A 21,034-nucleotide genomic window follows, 5' to 3' on the forward strand; every position below is an offset into this window, starting at 1 on the left:
TCACACGGCGGCATCGGCCGCGAAGCCCGCCTCCAGCATGTCGAGAAACACCCGGGTCTTGGCCGGCATCAGCCGGCGGCCGGGGAACACGGCCCAGCCCGTCACCGTCGGAAAACACCAGTCCGGCAACACCCGCACCAGCTCCCCCGTGTGCAGATAAGGCTGCGCCAGCTGCTCGGTGCTGGCCGCGATCCCCACGCCCGTGCGCGCCATGCGCACCAGCAAGTCCGGCGAATTGGCCATCATCCGCACCGGCAAATCGCGCTCCCATAAGGTCTTGCCGCGCTGCAGCGTCCAGCGCGTGAGGCCGTTCACGCGCGGCGGCAAACTCAACAGATCGTGCTGGAACAGGTCGTCCGGATGCTCGGGCAAGCCGCGCAAGCCCGTGTAGGCCGGCGCCGCGTACAGGCCCAGCGTGCTCAGCGTGATGCGGCGCGCCGCCAGCGTGGCGTCGTCGGGCAGCGCGCCCATGCGGATGGCCAGATCGAAATTCTCGGCCACCAGATCGACCCGGCGCGGCGACAAGTCCAGTTCCAGCGAGATGGCCGGATACGCGGCCATGAAACGGGCCAGCAAGGCGCCCATCACGAGGTTGGCGAAGTCGGCCGGCATGGACACGCGCAGCAGTCCGCTCGGCGCGCCCTGCCGGTGCTGGGCCAGCGCGGCGGCCGCCTCGGTCTCCTCGGTGACCCGGCGCGCGTGCTCCAGCAGGCTGGCGCCGAACTCGGTCAGCACCAGCTTGCGCGTGGTGCGCAGGAGCAAGCGCTCGCCCAGCTGCGTTTCCAGCAGCGACAGCCGACGCGAGACGGTGGACTTGGGCAACTGCACGCGCGCGGCCGCCAGGCTCAGGCTGCCGCATTCGACGATGCGGGCGAACAGCAGTAGATCCGCGGGATCGATTTCCATGTGATTGTTCCATTGGTGGACTAATGTTATCCATTTTAACGGCTTCCGGCACGATTTTGGAACTGATAAAGTTCTCCCATCGTAACAACAACCCCACAGAAACGGAGCACACCATGAACATCCTGCAAATCAACTCCAGCGCCCGCAGCATCGGTTCCGAATCGACCCGCCTGGCCGACGCCCTGGTCGCCAAGCTGAGCGCCACCGCCGCCAACGTCAGCGTGACGCGCCGCGACCTCGCGTCCCAGCCCCACCCGGTGCTCGACGAAGCGGCCCTGCAAGCCCTGTTCACCCCGGCCGAGCAGCGCAACGCCGAGCAGGCCGCCCGCGTGGCCCTCGACGACGCCCTGATCGCCCAGGTGCAGGCCGCCGATGTGATCGTGATCGGCTCGCCCATGTACAACTTCGGCATCACCGTGCAACTGAAAAGCTGGTTCGACGCCATCGCCCGCGCCGGCGTGACCTTCAAGTACACGGCCACCGGCCCCGTCGGCCTGCTGACCGGCAAGAAGGTGTACGTGGCCGTGGCGCGCGGCGGCATGCACCGCGACGCGCCGTCCGACACCCAGCTGCCGCACCTGAAGACCTTCCTGGCCTTCCTGGGCCTGACCGACGTGCAATTCGTGTACGCTGAAGGCATGGGCCTGGGCCCCGACGCGGTCGCCAAGGCGCAAGCCCAGGCCGACGCCGAAATCAACGCCGTGCTGGTATAAACCCTGTAACGCGACGCCGCCCGCCAAGGGGCGGCGCGTCCGGACTGGAGAACATAATGAGTCAGACTACGACCGCAGTACCCGAGCAAGTGCGGCAAGACCGCACGGTGGAGCGCATCATCCACGGCCAGGCCGTGATGGATGGGGCCGGCGTGAAGATCAACCGCGTCCTGACCCAGACCCTGCAGCGCCGCCTCGACCCGTTCCTGATGCTCGACGCCTTCGGCAGCGACGAGGCCAACGACTACATCGCCGGCTTCCCGTCGCACCCGCACCGCGGTTTCGAAACCGTGTCCTACATGCTGACCGGGCGCATGCGGCACAAGGACAGCGCCGGCCATGAAGGCCTGCTCACCAGCGGCGGCGTGCAATGGATGACGGCCGGGCGCGGCGTGATCCACTCGGAAATGCCGGAGCAGGAGGAAGGCGTGATGGAAGGCTTCCAGCTGTGGCTGAACCTGCCCGCGCGCGACAAGATGCGCGCGCCGTGGTACCGCGACTTCGACGCCGCCGACATCCCGGCTTTCACCACGCCCGAGGGGGTGACGGTGCGCGTGATCGCCGGCCGCAGCCACGGCGTGGACGGCGCCGTGCAGCGCGAGGTGACGGAACCGCTGTACCTGGACCTGGAGATCCCGGCCGGCGCCAGCTTCAGCCAGTTGCTGCCCGAGGGCCACAACGCCTTCCTGTACACCTACCGGGGCGCGGTCAGCGTGGGCGAGCGGGCGGTGCCGTCGAAGGCGATGGCCATCCTCGCCAACACGGCCGGCGCCGACGGCGTGACGCTGCGTGCGGCCGAGGCCAGCCGGGCCATCCTGTTGTCGGGCCGGCCCCTGAACGAGCCGATCGCGCAATACGGCCCGTTCGTGATGAACACCCAGGCCGAGATCTTCGCGGCCGTGGAAGACTTCCGCGCCGGCCGCCTGGGCGAGGAAGCCCAAGGCTGACGCGCCAGCCAAACCGGGGTCAGGTCATGAGTTCAGGCAACTTGCCCGAACTCATGACCTGACCCCGGTTCTCGAATCTGCGGTGATCGGGGTAGAATCGGGTTCCGTCCGCTCTCGCCCGTGCCGCCATGCCGCAAGCATTGCCCTTCCCGATACGCCAGGAGTGTCCGCCCGGCGCCTGCGTCTGCGGGCGCGACGGGCTGCTCGACGCGCTGGCGGCGGCGCCGGAGACGGACGTGCGCATCCTGCGCCTCACGCGCGAGGAGGAAAAGCGCCTGGTCGCCCGCATCGAAGCCATCGCCAGCTACGAGGAACTGCAGCGCATGACGACGCGCATGGACCAACTGCTGGGCATGGCCGTCAGCATCACGCCGAGCGTGCGCGGGGTGCGCACGGTGCGCGGCCTGGCGATCGAACTGGCCGAGCGCCCCGGCCTGTGCCGCAAGACGCGCCAGGCCATCCCGGCCGCCATCCGGCGCTGCCTGGACCGCCATCCCGACATCGTCTACGCGCTGCTGAACGCGCGCGACCTGCTGGGCGCGACCTGAGCCGGCTTGATGCCGCATAGCGCGCGCCGCTTGCCCCCGCCCGCGCAGCATGCCACAATGACCACGCTCCATTCCGACACACTGTCCGCAAATTACCAAGGAGGCATCCATGGTTTCAGCAACAGAACAGTTCACCGCGCAGCTCCCCGCGGCCAGCCGCGCCCAGGTGGAAGCGCAGGTCGATTTCGTCACCGCGCTGGCCCAGAGCGGGGTCGACAGCATGGCCAAGCTGACCGCCCTCAACATGGACGCCCTCCGCGCCGTGCTCGATGAATACCCGAAAGCCATGCACCAGCGGCTGGCGGCCAGCACGCCGCAGGAATGGCTGGCCACGGCCAGCGCCCAGGTGGCGCCCACGCTGGAGCGCGCCGCCGATTACGGCCGCCAGCTGGCCGAACTGACGCTGGAGACGCAAACAGCGCTCAGCCGCGCGGCCCAGCGGGCCGGCAACCACAAGCAGTAGCGGCAGTAACCCCTGCGGCCGGCTGACCGGCCACCGATCGCGTTTCCGGGAGTGTCCCATGTCCCTGTCCGACCCGCCAGCCGGCTCGCCGGCCATGCCCCCGCTTGCCTCGTCCGTCTTCGATTACTGGGTCGACGCGTGGCAACGGGCCATCCTCACCTTCGACGTGCTGCGCGAACGCGGCAACATCTACGCCGAGCATGAGCAGTCGGGCAAGCCGCCCGTGCTGGTGTTCGACTACGACATCATCGTCGATGGCCGCAAGCTGGAACGGCCGGCCAACTACGCGCTGGCCGCCATCAAGCCGCCAGCCGACTGCCCGGCCACCGACCCGCACAAGCGCCCGTTCGTGGTGATCGACCCGCGCGCCGGCCACGGCCCCGGCATCGGCGGCTCCAAGATCGACAGCGAGATCGGCATCGCGCTGCGCCAGGGCCACCCGTGCTATTTCGTGATGTTCTTCCCGCAGCCGGTGCCGGGCCAGACGATCGAATGCGTGACGGCGGCCGAACGCGTGTTCCTGGCCAAGGTCAACCAGCTGCACCCGGGCGACGCCGGCAAGCCCTTCGTGATCGGCAATTGCCAGGGCGGCTGGGCGCTGATGATGCTGGCCGCGCTGGAGCCGGAACTGGTGGGCCCCATCCTGCTGGCCGGCTCGCCCATCTCGTACTGGTCGGGCGTGCACGGCAAATACCCGATGCGCTACACGGGCGGCCTGCTGGGCGGCACCTGGCCGGCCTCGCTGGCCGGCGACCTGGGCAACGGCAAGTTCGACGGCGCCCACCTGGTCAACAACTTCGAACAACTGGACCCGGCCAACACCTACTGGCACAAGCCCTACGGCCTGTATGCCAAGGTCGACACGGAACGCCAGCGCTTCCTGGAATTCGAGCGCTGGTGGGGCGGCCATTTCCTGCTCAACAAGGAGGAGATGGAGTGGATCACCCAGAACCTGTTCGTCGGCAACCGCCTGAGCGCCGGCGAGATCTTCCACGATGACGGCCGCAGCCAGATCAACCTGCGCCACATCCGCTCGCCCATCATCGTGTTCGCCTCCTGGGGCGACAACATCACGCCGCCGCAGCAGGCGCTGAACTGGATCCCCGACCTGTACGCCAACGCCGGCGAAATCCGCGACAACGAGCAGACCATCGTCTACTTCCTGCACGAGCACGTGGGCCACCTCGGCATCTTCGTGTCGGCCGGCGTGGCCAACCGCGAGCACACGGAACTGGCCAACGCGCTGGACCTGATCGACGTGCTGCCGCCCGGCCTGTACGAGGCCATCATCACCGACACCCACCCCGACATGCCGGGCCTGGAGTTCGCCAGCGGGCGCTACGTGATCCGCTTCGAGCCGCGCGAGGTGAGCGACATCCTGGCCCTGGGCGAGGGCCGCGACGACGAGCGCGCGTTCGAGGTGGTGCGCCGCGTGGCCCAGGCCAACCAGGCCATGTACGACCGCTTCGTGTCGCCGGCCGTGCGCGCCGTCACCAACGAGACGACGGCCGCGCTGTACCGCAACCTCAACTCGGCGCGGCTGGAGCGGCACCTGATCTCGGACAGCAACCCGTTCGTCAAGGCCGCGGCGCCGCTGGCCGAGGCCGTGCGCGCGCAGCGCCGGCCGGTGGCCCCGGACAACCCGCTGCTGCAGGCCGAGCGGCAGGCCAGCGCCATGATCGGCCAGCTGTGGGACAGCTACCGCGACCTGCGCGACAGCGCCTGCGAGAACCTGTTCAAGGCCGTCTACGAATCGCCGCTGACGGCGGCGCTGGTGGGGCTGTCGCCGTCCGCGCCGCACCTGAACCGCCCGCGCGGTCGCAGCCGCGAACAGGACGAGCTGCTGCGCCTGCGCCGCGCCGAACGCGAGACATGGTTCGAACGGGGCAGCCAGGAGTCGGGCTTCCTGCGGCTGGTGATCTACGTAGCCAGCGGCGTGGGCGTGGTGGACAAGCGGCCGTACGACGGCATCCGCCAGCTGATGCGCGAACGGGGCCTGGACAAGTCCATCACGCTGAACCAGCTCAAGCACGCGGTCAACCTGCAAACCTATCTGGTGCGGCTGGACGAGGACCGCGCGCTGCAAGGCCTGCGCGTGCTGCTGCCCACGCTGGCCCAGCGGCGCGAGGCGCTGCACCTGGCGCGCGGCCTGCTGGCGCGCAGCGGGCCGATCAAGGAGGAAAAGCGGCTGCGGCTGCAGCACGTGGCGGCCATCCTGCAGGTCGATGAAACGGCGTCGCCGGTCGCCGCCGAACCGGGGCCGGAGATGTGAGCCCCGTCAGCCCGGATGGGCCACGGCGGCGCCGGGCATGGTGCCGCCGTCGCTGCCGTCCGGGTGGATGTCGTGGAACTTGCTGAAGTCGAGGATGCGGATGTCGCCCTCCAGCTTGTCGGACAGGATGTCGGCGAAGTGGTGGTCGAAGAAGATGTGCTCGGCCGAATAGCTCTGGCGCGCGTGGACGAAATCGTTGAGCGTGTCGTCGGTGCCGGACACGCCCACCGTCAGCGTGGTGCCTTCGTTGATCAGGTCCTGGCGCGTCTTGCCCCACAACGGGCTGCTCTCGTCGATGCGGTGCATGATGGTCCACGTGAGCGCGAACACGGTGGTCTGCTCGCGTTCAAGCTTGAGGTCGTAGAAGCGCGTGAACAGCTGGCCCTCCTGGGTCGTCTCGCGCCGCACCAGCGAGGCCCGCACCGACGCCTCCAGGATCAGGTTGGAGCGCTCGTTGCCGGCCCGCAGCATCAACGTGGGCACGCCATTGAAGGGCGTGACGACGGCCGAATCGGAGAACATGATGCGCGACGTGGGCCGCGAGAAGCGCGCGAACAACAGGCCCGTGACCACCGCCACCTCCACCATGCCGAGCATGATCTCGAGCGACGCCACCACGTGGCCGTAGGTGCTGCCCGGATTCATGTAGCCATAGCCGACCGTGGCCAGCGTCTCGATCGAGAAGAACACGTCGTCGAAGAACGAGTCCGGGCGCGCGTTGGCGACGGAACCGGGCACCAGGTAGAACGCGCTGGCGAACAGCAGGTTGGTCAGCACATAGATGGCGGAGAACAGCAGGAAGAAGCGCAGCCATGTCAGCGTCAGCATCCAGTGGTAGATGTCGGCCCAGTACCAGCGCGGCAGCCCGATGCGCTTGATGCGCGAATTCCCCATGCGGAAGGTGCCGCGTTCGGCGCCCACCTTGGGCCGCAACGGCCCCTTGACTGGCTTTGCGCTCATTGTGTCCCGCTCAATCGTCGTCGTTCGGATCGAGCTCGGGGAACATCACGTCGGTGTAGCCGAAGCGGGAAAAGTCCGTGATGCGCATCGGGTACAGGATGCCGTGCAGGTGGTCGACCTCGTGCTGCACCACGCGCGCGTGGAAACCGTCCACCTCGCGCACGATGGGCTGGTTGAACTGGTCCACGCCCACGTAGCGCAGGCGGGTCCAGCGCGGCACGCTGCCGCGCAGGCCGGGCACGGACAGGCAGCCTTCGAAGCCCTCCTCCTTCTCGTCCGACAGCGGCGTGAGCACGGGATTGATCAACACCGTCTCGGGCACCTGCGGCGCGTCCGGATAACGCGGATTCTGCTTGAAGCCGTAGATCACCAGTTGCAGGTTGACCCCGATCTGCGGCGCGGCCAGCCCGGCGCCGTTGGCCGCGTGCATGGTGTCGAACATGTCGGCGATCAGGCGTTCCATCTCGGGCGTGCCGAATTCGCGCACCGGCTCGGCCACGCGCAGCAAGCGCGGGTCGCCCATCTTGAGGATCTCGCGCACGGTCATGGCTGGTCCCCCGCCGCCCGCTCCGTGGTGAGCTGGCACTGTACTTCGCGCAGGAAGGCGCAATAGGCGTCGCCGACTTCGGCGTGCTTCAAACCCATGGCCGTGGTGGCCTTCAGGTAGCCAAGCTTGGAGCCGCAGTCGTAGCGCTGGCCCTGGTAGCGATAGGCCAGCACCCGCTCATCCTTCATCAGGGCGGCGATGCCGTCGGTGAGCTGGATTTCGCCGCCGGTGCCGGCGCCGATGTTCTCCAGGTAGCCGAAGATGCGGCTCGACAGCACATAGCGCCCCACCACGGCCAGCGTGGATGGCGCATCGTCCGGCTGCGGTTTCTCGACGATGCCGTGCACCAGCTCCAGGTTGGGCTGGTAGGCCGACGCGCTGACGATGCCGTACTGTTTGGTTTCAGCGCGCGCCACGTTCTGCACGGCCAGCACGCTGCAGCGCTCGTAGGCGTACAAGTCCGTCATCTGGGCCAGCACGGGCTTGACGCCGTCGGGCGTGTCCATGAAGTCGTCGGCCAGCAGCACGGCGAACGGATCGTCGCCCACCACGGGGCGCGCGCACAGCACGGCGTGGCCCAGGCCCAGCGGCGCCGACTGGCGGATGTAAATGCAATTGACGTGCTTGGGGATCACGTTCTGGACGAATTCGAGCAGCCGCGTCTTGCCGGCAGCCTCCAGTTCCGATTCCAGCTCGTAGGCCGTGTCGAAGTGGTCCTCGATGGCGCGCTTGTTGCGGCCCGTGATGAAGATCAGCTCCGTGATGCCGGCCGCCACGGCCTCCTCCACCGCGTACTGGATCAGCGGCTTGTCCACGATGGGCAGCATCTCCTTCGGCTGCGCCTTGGTCGCGGGCAGGAAACGGCTGCCCAGTCCCGCCACCGGGAATACTGCCTTGGTAATCTTCTTCGTCATGCCACACTTCCGTTGTCTGTTGCGGCAGCCGCGCCGGGCTGCCCGTGTAATGCCAATAGTGCCAGCAAGCCCGCTTCGTCGAGAATCGCCAGATCAAGTTCCTGCGCCTTGGCCAGCTTGCTGCCGGCGTCCGCGCCGGCCACCACGTAGCCGGTCTTCTTCGACACGGAACCGGCCACGCGGCCACCGGCCGCCTCGATCAGGGCCGCCGCCTGGTCGCGGCTCAGGTTGGGCAGCGTGCCCGTCAACACGAAGGTCTTGCCGCTCAGGGCGCCGTCCACCACGGCCGCCGCTTCCGGCAACTGGGCCAGCAGGTCGTTGCGCAGGGCGTCCAGCGCCAGCAATTGCTCGCGGTGGCCGGGCTGCTCCATCCAGTCGCGCAACGCGTCGGCCACGGCGGCCGGCAGGCCGAACACGTCGAATATCTTCAGGTAGGCCAGCGCCTCAAGCGTGACGCCCTGCTCCACCAGCTGCTTGCTGCGCGGCTCCGTCAATTTGGGGATGGCCAGCGCGGCCAGCAGCTTGACCGTGTCGAGCCGCTCGCGCAGCTTGGCGCTGGGCGCGTGCTCGCCTTGCGGTTGCACGCCCTCGGCCAGCAGCGCGTCGATGGCCTGCTGGTTCTTCGGTTCGGCGAAAAAGTCGGCGATGGACTCGGCCACCGTGCCGCCGATGTCGGGCAGCACGCGCAGCAGCGCCACCGGGGCGCGCCGCACCAGTTCGAAACGGCCCAGCCATTCGGCCAGGGTCTTGGCCGTCGATTCGCCCACGTGGCGGATGCCGAGCGCGAACAGCAAGCGTTCCAGCGGCGGGCGCTTGGCGGCGGCGATCGCCTCCAGCAGGTTCTCGGCCCACTTGGTGGCCACCTTGCCTTGCTGGACCGTCTCGGGCGTGGTGCCGTCGCGCTCGTCGGCCAGGCGCTTCATCTTCAGCAGGTCGTCCAGCGTCAGCCGGTACAGGTCCGACACGCCATGCACCAGGCCCGCCTCGACCAGGTTGTCGATGTAGCGGTCGCCCAGGCCTTCGATGTCCATCATGCGGCGGCCGGCGAAGTGGCGGATCGCCTCCTTGCGCTGGGCCGAGCAGAACAGGCCTCCCGAGCAGCGCGCGATGGCCTCGTCCTCCTCGCGCACCACGTGCGAGCCGCACACGGGGCAATGCTTGGGCAGTTCATACGGCGGCGGCGGCGGTTCGGGGCGCTTGTCGAACACCACCGCCAGCACTTCGGGAATCACGTCGCCGGCGCGGCGCACGATCACCGTGTCGCCCACGCGCACATCCTTGCGCCGCACCTCGTCCTCGTTGTGCAGCGTGGCGTTGGTGACGTTGACGCCGCCCACGAACACGGACGCCAGCCGCGCCACCGGCGTGATGGCGCCGGTGCGGCCGACCTGCACTTCGATCGCCTGCACCGTCGTCAGCGCCTCCTCGGCAGGAAACTTGTGGGCCAGCGCGAAACGGGGCGCGCGCGACACGTAGCCGAGCACGCGCTGGTCCTGCAGGCGGTTGGCCTTGTACACCACGCCGTCGATCTCGTACGGCAGATCCGGACGGCTGGCGCCGATGGCGCGGTAATAGCCGAGCAGCCCATCGACGCCGCGCACGACGGACGCCTCGCGCGCCACGGGCAGGCCCAGCGTGCGGTACCAGTCCAGCAGCGCAGAGTGCGACTCGGGCATGGGCGCCCCTTCCAGCGCGCCGATGCCGTAGGCGAAGAAGCTCAGCTTGCGCTGGCTGGTGATGCGCGAATCGAGCTGGCGCAGGGTGCCGGCCGCCGCGTTGCGCGGGTTGACGAATTCCTTGTGGCCGGCGGCGCGCTGACGCTCGTTCATCCGTTCGAAATCGGCCTTGAACATCAGCACCTCGCCGCGCACGTCGAGCACGGCCGGCGGGTGCGGCGTGTCCAGCCGCAGCGGGATGCTGCGGATGGTCTTGACGTTGGCCGTCACGTCCTCGCCCGTGTAGCCGTCGCCGCGCGTGGCGGCCTGCACCAGCACGCCGTCCACATAACGCAGGTTGATGGCCAGGCCGTCGTACTTGACCTCGGCCGCGTAGTCGACCTGCACCGCGTCCAGCCCTTCGCGCACGCGGCGGTCGAAGTTGACGATGTCGTCGTCGTTGAAGCCGTTGTTCAGCGACAGCATGGGCACGGCGTGCGTGACCTGCTCGAACTGCGGCAGCGGCGGCGCGCCCACGCGCAGGGTCGGCGAATCGGGCTGGGCCAGCTCGGGGTGGGCCGCCTCCAGTTGTTGCAGCTCGAGGAACAGCTTGTCGTACTCCGCGTCCGGGATGGTGGGCGCGTCCAGCACATGATAGGCGTGCAGATGCTTGTTCAGCTCCGCGCCCAGGGCGGCCATCCGGGCCGCGGCTTCCGTCATGTCCGGGTTGTGTTGCGTGTTGCTCATGGTCCTGCTTTCAGCTGAACAGGCGCAGCGCGCGCGAGGAGCCGGCCGGTATGTCGGACGCTTCCATCTCGGCGTAGAATTCCTGCACCTGGCCTTTGATGTCTTCCAGTGCCGCGTCGCTGAGCGGCGTGTTGTAATCGTCGACGATGGTCGCGTCCAGCCGCGCCACCAGCGACTTGGCGCATGCCACCATGGCGCCGAAGCCGTCGCGGGCCGGCGCCACGCATGGCACGTCCAGCAGCAGCGTCAGGCGCGACGTGGTTTCCTCGGCCAGCGTCACGTTGGTCGACAGCGAGAACAGATGACCGCCCTCGCCGTCCGGCATCACGAAGCGGCCATCGGGGCGCACGTCGAAGCCTTTCTTCTCCAGCGCGCCCAGCAGCGTGGCGATGGCCCATGGCGCGCCATTGCTTTGCAGGTTCACGCCCAGCTGCGCATCGTGGCCGGCCACGAAACGGTGCAGGTTGCGGGCCTCGGCCATCACCTCGATCATGTCCGGGATTTCCGGCTCGGCGCCGATCTCGTCGGCCATCGCGCGCAGGCGCGTGACCAGTTCCGAATATTCGAGTTCGTTCAGGGCCGTGGTGCGGCTGGCCAGCTGCACGCCGCCCTGCAATTTCGTATAGACCCCGCCGTGCACGATCGGTTCCCAGTCGCCGCTGACGGCCAGGCCGATGAAGTGCACCGGCTTGTTGCCCACCAGACGCAAGGTCTGCAGCACGGGCAGGATTTTCTCGCCGCGCGCCGGGCCTTCCAGCGCCAGCGGCAGCAGGCAGTCGATCAGCGGATCGACCAGGTTGGTGGCCTGCTCAGCCAGGTTGGCGGCCGCCTCGGCCGTGGACGCGGCCTGCTCGGCCGCCGGCGCGGGCTGGCCTTCGCCGTACCGGGCGTCGCCGGCCACCGCACTGAGCGCGGCGGCGGCGGCCGATGCTTCACCGCCGGCCACGCCGGGCGCGGCGCCGTCGAGCGAGAAACTCGGCTCCTGGCGCGCCACGGGCGCATCGCCCGCGCGCATCAGCACATCGTCGTGGTCGGACGCGAACGCCCGTTCCACGCTTTTCTTGGCCTTGTATTCCTGCCACTTGTTGTAGCTGAACACGCCGACGATGAACACGCCGCCGGCACCGATTAAACTCAGTTGAAGATCTGTCATGCTGCTTGTGCCTCGGAAGCAAAATTGGCGGCGGCTTCCATATCCACCGCCACGATGCGCGATACGCCCTGCTCTTGCATCGTCACACCGATCAGTTGATTGGCCATCTCCATCGCGATCTTGTTGTGCGAAATGAAGAGGAATTGGGTCTGGTCCGACATGCGCTTGACCATCCGGCAGAAACGTTCCGTGTTGGCGTCGTCCAGCGGCGCGTCGACCTCGTCGAGCAGGCAGAATGGCGCCGGGTTCAGGCGGAACATGGAGAATACCAGCGCCGTGGCCGTGAGCGCCTTCTCGCCGCCCGACAGCAGGTGGATGGTGGCGTTCTTCTTGCCCGGCGGCTGCGCCATCACCTGCACGCCGGCGTCGAGGATCTCGTCGCCCGTCATGATCAGCTTGGCCTGGCCGCCGCCGAACAGGATGGGGAACAGCTCGGAGAAGTGGCCGTTGACGCGGTCGAAGGTGTCTTGCAGCAGTTCGCGCGTTTCCTTGTCGATCTTTTGGATCGCATCTTCCAGCGTGTTGATGGCCTCGGTCAGGTCGGCGTTCTGCGCGTCCAGGAATTGCTTGCGTTCGGACGCCTGGGCCAGCTCGTCGAGCGCGGCCAGGTTGACGGCGCCCAGGCCGGCGATGGCGTTGCTCAGCCGTGTCACCTCGCCTTGCAGGTACGATGGTTTCATGTCCGGATGCAGCTTCTCGGACAGGGCCGTCTCGTCCGCGTTCACTTCGGCCAGCTGGGCCGCGTACTGCTCCTGGTTCAGGCGCGCGGCCTGTTCCTTGAGCTGCATCTCCATGATCTTGTCGCGCTGCGGCTGCAGGCTGCGTTCGGCCTGCATGCGCTGCTCCTCGGACGAGCGCAGCTGCTGGGTGATCTGGTCCAGTTCGTGGCGCGCGTCCGACAACGCCTTCTCCTGCTCGGTGCGCCGTTGCAGCAAGTCCTGCAAGCCATCGTTGGCCGCGCCCGACTCCAGGCTGGCCAGCTCCTGCTGTCCGGCCTCCAGGCTGGCCGCCACCTGCGCCGCCTGCGTGGTGGCGGTGGCGATATTGCGGCGCAATTCCTCGATCTTGCTGCGCTGCGACTTCTCGGCGAACTGGGCTTCCTGCGCGGCCCGCTCCAGGTCGCGCAACTGCTCGCGCGCGTCGGCCAGCCGCTGCTCCTGCTGCAGGAAGGCCGTCTGGCCATCCTCGTGCTCGCCCTGCAGGGTGCCCAGCGCCATGTCGAGCTGCTCGAATTTCTCCTCCGACTCCAGCTTGACCTGCATCTGCTCGGCCTCCTGGGCCGCGATCTCGGCCAGGTCCGTCTCGATCTGGCCACTGCGCTGGTTGAAGCGCGCCTCGACCTCGGACAGCTTGACCACTTCCAGTTGCAGCGTGTGCACGGACTGGGTCAGGCTCTGGCTGCGGGCGCGGTACTCGGTGAGCTGGCGCGCGTGGTTGGCCACGGCCGCGTCGGCCCGCACGGCGCGCGCGCGCGCCTCGTCGGCCAGCATCTGCTGGGCCCGCAACTGCTTGGTGATGTTGTCGATTTCCTGCTGGCGGCCCAGCATGCCGTCCTGCTCGGCGTCGGCCGCGTAGAAGCGCACGCTGCCCTGCGTGATCACATGGCCCTGGCGCGTGACGAAGCAGCCGCCGGCCGGCAGTTTGGCGCGGTCGGCGAAGGCGCTGGCCGTGTCCTCGGCCGAAAAGACATTGTGCAGCCAGTCCTGCAACACGGCGCGCAGGCCGGGATCGTTGAGCTTGAGCAGGTTCAGGAACGGCGTCAGGCCGGGCACCTCCAGCGGCGCCGGCGGCACCGCCGTCGAGGGCGCGTACAGGGCCAGCTTGGCCGGTGGCGCGTCGCTGAAGAAGGCCTTGGCCCAGTCGATGTTCGACATCTGCAACGCCGACGTGCGCTCGCGCAGCACGGATTCGAGCGCCGTTTCCCAGCCCGCTTCGATGTTGAGCTTCTGCCACAGGCGCGGCAACGCGTCGAGCTCGTGCTTGTGCAGCCACGGCTGGACCTTGCCCTGGGTTTGCACCCGTTCCTGCATCTGGCGCAGCGCGTTCAGGCGCGCTTCGAGCTGGGCGTTGGCGGCCGTTTCCGTGTTGACCTGGGCCTGCGCGCCCTGGCGCTCCTCCTCCAGCCTCGGCTGCTGCTCCAGCGCCTCCTCCAGGTGGTAGCCCAGTTCTTCCTGCGCCTGCTGCTTTTCCTCCAGCTGCATCTTCAGGTTGGCCAGATGGCTGCTGTCTGGCAGGCTCAGGCCGTTTTTCTCCTGCTGCAGACGTTCGCGTCGCGTGGCCAGGCCCGACAGGATGTTGGAGGCGTTGCGCTGGTGCGCCGACTCCAGCTCCAGCTGCTGCTGGGCCTGCATGATGCGGGCCCGCGATTCCGTGCTCTTGCCCTGGGCTTCGCGCCAGGCCTGCTCCATGGCCGGCAAGGCTTCGGCCTTCTGCTCGGCCATCATCTGCGACTGCTCGACCTTGGCCGACAATTCCTCGAGGTTGAATTCCGCCTCCTCGATCTGTTCCGTGTATTCGCGCGCCTGGCTTTGCCACTGGTCGCGCTGGGCCGTCAATGTCGCCAGCTGGGCCTGCAGGCGGGTGCGCGATTCGAGCACGAACTTGATCTGCGCCTCCAGGCTGCCGATCTCGGCGTTGGTCTGGTACAGGTGGCCCTGGGCCGTGTGCAGGCGGTCGCCCACGGCGAAGTGGGCCTGGCGCATCTGTTCGAGCGACAATTCCACATGGCGCAGCTTGGCCGTCTGTTCCTCCAGGTCGGTCTGGGCCTGCTCCATGTCGCGGAAGTATTTCTTCTGCTCGTTCTCCGCTTCCAGCTTGCGCAGCAGCCACAGCAGTTTCTGCTTCTCCTCCTGGTCCGCCTGCAGCGCGTGGAACTTGGTGGCCACGGCCGCCTGCGCTTCCAGCTTTTCCAGGTTGGCGTTCAGCTCGCGCAGGATGTCCTCCACCCGCAACAGGTTTTCGCGCGTGTCGTGCAGCCGGTTCTCCGTCTCGCGGCGCCGTTCCTTGTACTTGGACACGCCGGCCGCCTCCTCCAGGAACACGCGCAGTTCCTCCGGGCGCGATTCGATGATGCGCGCGATCATGCCCTGGCCGATGATGGCGTAGGCGCGCGGGCCCAGGCCCGTGCCGAGGAAGATGTCCTGGATGTCGCGCCGCCGCACGGGCTGGCCGTTGATGTAGTAGGTCGAGGTGCCGTCGCGCGTGAGCGTGCGCTTGACGGCGATTTCCGCATACTGGCCCCACTGGCCGGACGCCTTGCCGTCATTGTTGTCGAATACCAACTCCACCGACGCGCGGCCGGCCGGCTTGCGGTGGGTGGAGCCGTTGAAGATCACGTCCTGCATGGACTCGCCGCGCAGTTCCGACGCCTTCGACTCGCCCAGCACCCAGCGCACGGCGTCGATGATGTTCGACTTGCCGCATCCGTTGGGGCCGACCACGCCGACCAGCTGGCCGGGGACCTGGAAATTGGTGGGATCGACGAAAGACTTAAATCCCGACAATTTGATGGAAGATAGACGCACGTTGTGAACTGTTCTGGGCCGGCAGCGGCATTAATCAAGCAAACGATGGTTGGTCGGGTTGGGGAGTGTGGCCACGCTGGCCGCCGACGTGCATACCCCCAATGAAAAGTGGCTTATCATACCATTTCGGCCATCAATTCTGGCCAAAAACACTAGGTCCGCCCCGCTACGCGGCGCGTCTCAGCGCAACACGCCACGCGGGCCGGGCCGGCGCCACTGGCTGCGGGTGTAGGGACGGTCGTGGCCGGACAGGAACAGCGCCAGCTGCGTCATCCATTGCTCGGTGGGCATGGGTTCGACGCGCGGCGCCACCAGCAGGATGGGGATGCACAACGCCATCAGCACACGGCTCAGGGCCAGATGGTTCTCGGTGCTGGCGTGCCAGATGAAGGCGGCCGCCACCATCAGGCCCAACAGGCAGCCGGTGACGGCCTCGGACACGGAATGGGCCATCACATACACCCGGGCCACGGCGATCAGCACCGCCACCAGTATGCCCATCGTCAACGCCAGCCGGCGGTGCGGCGCGTCCCGGCGCCGGAACGCGAGGTAGAAGGCGACCGGGAACACGGCCGCGGCGCGCATCGCATGGCCGCTGAAGCCGGCGAACTCCACGGACGGCACCCCCACGCCCCAGCCGATGAAGGCCACCTTGGTCAACACCACCAGCGCCATGCCGGCGCCAAACAACAAACACCACGACAGCGTGAGCCGCCACGACTTGCCGGCCAGCAGCCAGACGGCGATGGCCACGCCGATGGGGCCGGTCACGGCCAGACTGCCCAACACGCTCAAGCTTTGCCACAAGATCATTCACACCACCAAAAAGAATATCGTCGCATGCGCATTGCAGCGCAACATCATTTAACCACATCGCCACCGCCGCGCGGGATATTTCCGTGCGTCAATATTGCGTAAAAATAGAAGTAAATGAAATACGGATTCTCTTGACCCAGATCAAGAATGAAGTGGTATACTACATGCATGTTTAACTGAAAGGAGTCACCATGCTGTCCCAGGCCCACCGCGCCATCGTCACCGCCACCGTCCCCATTCTCGAACAAGGCGGCGAAGCCCTGACCCGTCACTTCTACCGCACGCTGTTCCAGGACTACCCTGAAGTGCTGCCCTTCTTCAACCAGGCGCACCAGCACAGCGGCGACCAGCAGCGCGCGCTGGCCACCAGCATCCTCATGTACGCCAAGCACATCGAGAAACTCGAAGCGCTGGGACCGCTGGTCAACACCATCGTCAGCAAGCACGTCGCGCTGCGCATCCTGCCCGAACACTATCCGATGGTCGGCGCCAGCCTGCTCAAGGCGATCCGCGAAGTGCTGGGCGCCGAGACGGCCACCGACGCCGTGCTCGAAGCCTGGGGCGCCGCCTACGGCCAGCTGGCCGAACTGCTGATCGGCATCGAGGGCCAGACCTACCAGTCCCAGGCGGCCGCGCCGGGCGGCTGGGAAGGCGCGCGCGCCTTCATCGTGGCGCAAAAGCGCGTGGAAAGCGCCGAGATCACCACCTTCGTGCTGCGTCCGGCCGACGGCCAGCCCGTGATGGAATTCCAGCCGGGCCAGTACATCGGCATCCGCGCCATGGTCGATGGCAGCGAGCAGCGCCGCCAGTATTCGCTGTCGGCCGAAAGCAATGGCCGCGACTACCAGATCAGCGTCAAGCGTGAACCGGGCGGCAAGATGTCGGGCTATCTGCACGGGCAGGTGCAGGAAGGCGACACGGTCGAACTGTTCCCGCCATCGGGCAACTTCACGCTGGCCGACAACGCCCGCCCGATCGTGCTGATCAGTGGCGGCGTGGGCATCACCCCCACCCTGGCCATGCTGGGCAAGGCCGTCAAGTCGGGCCGTCCGATCCACTTCATCCACGCCGCCCGCAACGGCGCCGTGCACGCCTTCCGCGACCAGGTGGACCAGCTGGCCGAGCAGCACGCCAACCTGCGCCGCTACTACATGTACGCCGAACCGCACGAGGCCCACCCGGCGCCGGACGCCGTGGGCCTGATCGACAGCGCCCAGCTGGCCAAGTGGCTGCCGGAAACGCGCGACGTGGACGCCTACTTCCTCGGCCCCACGCCGTTCATGAAGACGGTCAAGCACGCGCTGCGCGAACTGGGCGTGCCGGAAGCGCAGACCCACTATGAGTTCTTCGGCCCGGCCGCCGCGCTGAACTGACGCGGCGCTGCCCACCGCTGAAACGACGAAGGCCGGCGGCGCCCCCATGGCGCCGCCGGCCTTCTCGTATTTTCACGCTCGCAGTTCAGGTACAGCGACCATCCACTAAGCAACCGCCGTCTCGGCGCCCTCCATCGCCTCGTCGTTGACGGCGCCCTGCTCCAGCACTTGCGACAGCGCCACCGACACCACGCCATCGGCCCGGATCAGTTGCACAGTGTTGTCGCGGAAATGCTTGACCAGTTGTTCGCCCGACATGGAAAACGCTTCCTGCCGCGCGGCCGTGGAGAAGATGTACAGCGTGCGCAAGGGACTGATCCACGCCAGCTTGACCTTGCGCTGGCTGCCGTCCTCCTGCGTGAAACCCAGCCACATGCCGCGCGTCAGGCTGTCCACCTCGATCGTGGCGTCGTCATCGGGCGCGGGCGGCGGCGGTTCGGCGGCCGCCTTGGCCTGCAGTTCGAGCCGGCGCTCGGTGGCCCGCTGGGCCGCCTCCATGGCGATCTCCACCTGACGCTCCGGACTCAGCTCCAGCGGCGCGCGCACGATGGACGCGTGGCACTCGGCCAGCTCGGCAAAAAATTGCAGCCGGTCCGCGTCCTGCCACTTGATCACGTCGAGCCACTTGTTGAGCGTCGACAGCAGGCCGGGCAGCTTGGCGATCAGTTGCTTGCGGTCGTCCGCGCTGACCTTGGGCTTGACGCTCCAGATCAGGTCGTCCATGGTGCGCGTGGCGTTCTCCACCGCGCCCGGCTTGTCCTGCTCCACGCTGTAGGCGATGGTCAGCACCGACACCCATTTGTTTTCCAGGAACGCCTCCACCACGGCGATCACTTCGCCGGTGCCGATGCGCAACGCCACGGCATTCCTGGCCGACTTGCTGGCCTCGGCCATGCGCTCCTGCTTGAGGGCGACGGCGATCGGCTCGGCGATGGCGGTGGCGGCCGCCGCCTCCTCGGCCTTGATCGATGCCTCCAGTTCGTTGACCGCCTCCGTGAACACGGACAGCTCGTGGTCGTAATCGCGCCCGACCCGGTCCACGCTGCGCTGCATGGCCTGGAACAAGGGATCGTCGGGGCCCTTGCGCTGCTCCCAGCCCATGCGCGACAACAGGTCGATCAGGCGCCGCGCCGGGTGGGCTTCCTGGAAGAAGAAATTCTTGTCCACCAGCGCCGCCTTGAGCACGGGAATCTGGAGGAAGCGGATCAGGTCGCGGATCTCCTGCGAGATGTTCTGGTCGCGGAACACCGTGTCGAAGACGGCCGACAGCAAGTCGATCGTGCTTTCGTCCGTGCGCGACAGGCTGCCCTGGGGCAGCGTCTGTTTGATGGCGGGCAGATAGAAGACATTGCCGGGTCCGGCGTCACCGTAGCCGTGCAGCATGTCGGCAAAACCGGCCGCCGCGCTGGCGCCGCCCGGCACCGCCGTGCCCACGCCGACGCCGGCCGGCGCCAGGCCGGTCGGCACCGCCTTCTTCTGCAACTGGCCCAGGATATTGAGCAAGGGCCGCTTGGCCGCCACCTGCGACAGCCGCTGCGCGCTTTCATTGCGCATGGCCCCGTGGAAGCCTTGCGCGGCGCCCTGCGTCCACGCGCTGTCGGGCGCCATCGGCACATTGGGCAGATCGGGAATGGTGAGGTCGACGTCCTCCTGCGGCTCGGCGGCGCCGAAGAACTGGCGCAGCTGCTGGGCCAGCACGGCCTGGTTGGCGCGCACGCGCGGCGGCGCCGTGGGCGCGGCGCGGTCGGCCTTGCGGCTCTTGTAGCCATCGACGGAACCGGGCAGCACGCCCTGGCGCTGCAAGGTCAGGTTGAGCGCTTCGAGCATCGGGCCCAGCTCGATGAACATGCCCGGCTTGAGCAGCGGCTGCAACAGCCCGGCCGATTCCGGCGACGGGTCGAAGTCCAGCCAGGCTTGCTGCAAGGCGGACAGGAATACCTCCGGCCGGAACGGATTCTGGTTGCCGCGCAGGATCTCGCGGTCCAGCAGGAACGCGAGGCGCACATTGAGCGTCTGCAGCGCGTCCGCGTACAGGGTTTCGAACGGTTTGCTGACGCTGCCCAGCGCCACCTTGGTGTCCATTTCCTCGTAGGGCACGAGGCTCAGCGCTTCCGTTTGCTTGCGGGCCTTGGGCTTGACGGCCGGCGACAGCAGCGCGATTTCCTTGCGCAGCGCTTTCTCCAGCGTGGTCGTGGCCAGGTGCTGGAACGCGGCATTACCGTTGTGCAGCAGGTTGCCGGCCTTGATGCGCTGCTGCATCTGCGACGCGTCGCCCTGGGTGGCGTCGATCAGCGCGGCGGCCAGGCGGTTGGCGAAGTCCGGAAACTGGTCGCCCGCCTGCTTGACGGCGATGCCGATCAGCTCCTCCAACAAGGCATGCCGCGGCGAGACCGTCTTTTTCGGTGCCACAGTGGTTGTTGAGGTTGCCATCATTCGCTCGCCTGCTGACGGGTTGACTTGCGCGGCGCTTGCTGCCCGCCAATCGACCGGATCGGGGATTTTGCCGCTTTACCATATTCTTGCACAGTATTGCCACATGGCAATGGGCAAATTGAAATAATCGGAGATATTTCCCACATTTTCACGCCTGCCGTCCATTCCGGGTCCATTATCCCATGATACTTTCCTAACCGTATCAACTCTGCCACGGCCCATGGGATCGCCGCGCCGGCCCGCCCGGCGCACACGCCTAATGCGAAAATCGCAACAGATGATTACGGAGGACAAAAGAGATAACGGCAGGTCCCGCCGAAAGTTGACGGTGACTTGGAGCTGCGGGGTCGGATCGGGGTCGGATCGGGGGCTGATGGCGGTCGGATCTGGGGGCTGATCGCGGTCGGATCGCGGTCCGATCGCGGTCAGATATTGGTCACGCGCTGTCCCTTGGGCGGGGCGAAGTCCTGCACCAGATCGACCAGGCCCACCGCCAGCGCCTCGCTGGCCGTCAGATGCAGGTCGGAGTAGGCGTGGATCTGCCAGTGCTCGTCCGTCAGCCGCACATGCTCGCGAATGATCTGCTCGGTGCGCGCGTCGTCGGCCTGCAAGCCCTCCACGATGATGCGCAGCGCATCGGGCCGGGCGCCGTGCGGCGCGCTGGCGTGCGACTTGTGCACCATGAAGCGGGCCGTCTCGCTGGCGTAGCGCCGCTCGCCGGCCAGGAACACGATCACGGCGATCGAGGCCACGGCGCCGGCGTTGTAGGTGATGAAGCGGATCGGCAGGTTGCTCAGGTAGTTGTACAGGCAAATGCCGTCGCTCACGTAGCCGCCGTTGGACTGGATCAGGATATGGGCCGTGCCGATCCGGTCCTCCGTCATGTCGGCCACCGCGTCGAACACGCGCCGCACCATATCGCTGTTGACGTCGCCGGACAAGGTGAACCAGGCATGCCCTTCGAATTGGTCGTGCTGTTCGTTCATGGCCGCACCCACTGGTTGTTTGGGCAATTCTAGCAAAACGGCGGCGTTCCGGCCCGCCGCCGGCCGCCATTCGTGCG

At 67.4% G+C, this 21,034-nt stretch carries 16 protein-coding genes; 6 read left to right on the plus strand and 10 right to left on the minus strand.

Annotation, left to right across the window (positions count from 1 at the left end; genetic code table 11):
• Positions 1–906, minus strand: coding sequence for a LysR family transcriptional regulator (locus AC1RQG_RS17545; RefSeq protein ID WP_493133298.1), 906 nt, complete (start codon positions 904–906; stop codon positions 1–3).
• Positions 907–1,019: 113 nt separating this feature from the next.
• Between AC1RQG_RS17545 and AC1RQG_RS17550 the strand changes: the two genes are divergently transcribed.
• From AC1RQG_RS17550 to AC1RQG_RS17570, 5 genes are all read left to right on the plus strand, one after another.
• Positions 1,020–1,619, plus strand: coding sequence for an FMN-dependent NADH-azoreductase (locus tag AC1RQG_RS17550; protein WP_493133299.1), 600 nt, complete (start codon positions 1,020–1,022; stop codon positions 1,617–1,619).
• Positions 1,620–1,675: 56 nt separating this feature from the next.
• Positions 1,676–2,566 (plus strand): pirin family protein, encoded by an 891-nt coding sequence (locus tag AC1RQG_RS17555; RefSeq protein ID WP_493133300.1) that lies wholly within the window; start codon positions 1,676–1,678, stop codon positions 2,564–2,566.
• A 128-nt stretch (positions 2,567–2,694) separates the two neighbouring features.
• Complete coding sequence (locus tag AC1RQG_RS17560) at positions 2,695–3,114, plus strand: hypothetical protein (protein WP_493133301.1); 420 nt, start codon at positions 2,695–2,697, stop codon at positions 3,112–3,114.
• 109 nt (positions 3,115–3,223) lie between these two features.
• Positions 3,224–3,577 (plus strand): phasin family protein, encoded by a 354-nt coding sequence (locus AC1RQG_RS17565; protein WP_493133302.1) that lies wholly within the window; start codon positions 3,224–3,226, stop codon positions 3,575–3,577.
• A 58-nt stretch (positions 3,578–3,635) separates the two neighbouring features.
• On the plus strand, positions 3,636–5,849 hold the full coding sequence (locus tag AC1RQG_RS17570) for a DUF3141 domain-containing protein (RefSeq protein ID WP_493133303.1): 2,214 nt from the start codon (positions 3,636–3,638) through the stop codon (positions 5,847–5,849).
• Positions 5,850–5,855: 6 nt separating this feature from the next.
• On the opposite strand, the gene AC1RQG_RS17575 is transcribed toward AC1RQG_RS17570, so the two are convergent.
• The 7 genes from AC1RQG_RS17575 to AC1RQG_RS17605 all read right to left on the minus strand — a co-directional run bounded on the left by AC1RQG_RS17575 (position 5,856) and on the right by AC1RQG_RS17605 (position 16,162).
• Positions 5,856–6,809 carry an ion channel gene (locus tag AC1RQG_RS17575; RefSeq protein ID WP_493133304.1) on the minus strand — a complete coding sequence of 318 codons (954 nt, stop codon included), beginning with the start codon at positions 6,807–6,809 and terminating at the stop codon, positions 5,856–5,858.
• A gap of 10 nt (positions 6,810–6,819) precedes the next feature.
• Complete coding sequence (def, locus tag AC1RQG_RS17580) at positions 6,820–7,356, minus strand: peptide deformylase (RefSeq protein WP_493133305.1); 537 nt, start codon at positions 7,354–7,356, stop codon at positions 6,820–6,822.
• Entirely contained in the window at positions 7,353–8,270 is a 918-nt protein-coding gene (gene galU, locus AC1RQG_RS17585) for a UTP--glucose-1-phosphate uridylyltransferase GalU (protein ID WP_493133306.1), read from the minus strand. The genes def and galU overlap by 4 nt, the downstream gene beginning before the upstream one ends.
• The gene (gene ligA / locus AC1RQG_RS17590) at positions 8,267–10,672 is read right to left on the minus strand and encodes an NAD-dependent DNA ligase LigA (protein ID WP_493133307.1); all 2,406 of its coding nucleotides are present in this window, start codon (positions 10,670–10,672) and stop codon (positions 8,267–8,269) included. Before ligA ends, galU begins: the two co-directional genes overlap by 4 nt.
• Before the next feature lie 10 nt (positions 10,673–10,682).
• Complete coding sequence (locus AC1RQG_RS17595) at positions 10,683–11,825, minus strand: cell division protein ZipA C-terminal FtsZ-binding domain-containing protein (protein ID WP_493133308.1); 1,143 nt, start codon at positions 11,823–11,825, stop codon at positions 10,683–10,685.
• Entirely contained in the window at positions 11,822–15,349 is a 3,528-nt protein-coding gene (gene smc, locus AC1RQG_RS17600) for a chromosome segregation protein SMC (RefSeq protein ID WP_493133309.1), read from the minus strand. Before smc ends, AC1RQG_RS17595 begins: the two co-directional genes overlap by 4 nt.
• Before the next feature lie 180 nt (positions 15,350–15,529).
• Positions 15,530–16,162: a phosphatase PAP2 family protein gene (locus tag AC1RQG_RS17605; RefSeq protein WP_493133310.1), complete on the minus strand. Its 633-nt coding sequence runs from the start codon at positions 16,160–16,162 to the stop codon at positions 15,530–15,532.
• A 194-nt stretch (positions 16,163–16,356) separates the two neighbouring features.
• Between AC1RQG_RS17605 and hmpA the strand changes: the two genes are divergently transcribed.
• The gene (gene hmpA, locus AC1RQG_RS17610) at positions 16,357–17,538 is read left to right on the plus strand and encodes an NO-inducible flavohemoprotein (RefSeq protein ID WP_493133311.1); all 1,182 of its coding nucleotides are present in this window, start codon (positions 16,357–16,359) and stop codon (positions 17,536–17,538) included.
• Between the two features lie 105 nt (positions 17,539–17,643).
• Here hmpA and AC1RQG_RS17615 read toward each other — a convergent pair whose 3' ends face one another.
• Positions 17,644–19,947 carry a DUF1631 family protein gene (locus AC1RQG_RS17615; protein ID WP_493133312.1) on the minus strand — a complete coding sequence of 768 codons (2,304 nt, stop codon included), beginning with the start codon at positions 19,945–19,947 and terminating at the stop codon, positions 17,644–17,646.
• Between the two features lie 449 nt (positions 19,948–20,396).
• The gene (locus AC1RQG_RS17620; RefSeq protein ID WP_493133313.1) at positions 20,397–20,957 is read right to left on the minus strand and encodes an ATP-dependent Clp protease proteolytic subunit; all 561 of its coding nucleotides are present in this window, start codon (positions 20,955–20,957) and stop codon (positions 20,397–20,399) included.
• Between the last annotated feature and the right edge of the window lie 77 nt (positions 20,958–21,034).

The sequence above is a fragment of the Rugamonas sp. GW822-FHT03B10 genome (genome assembly GCF_058801745.1).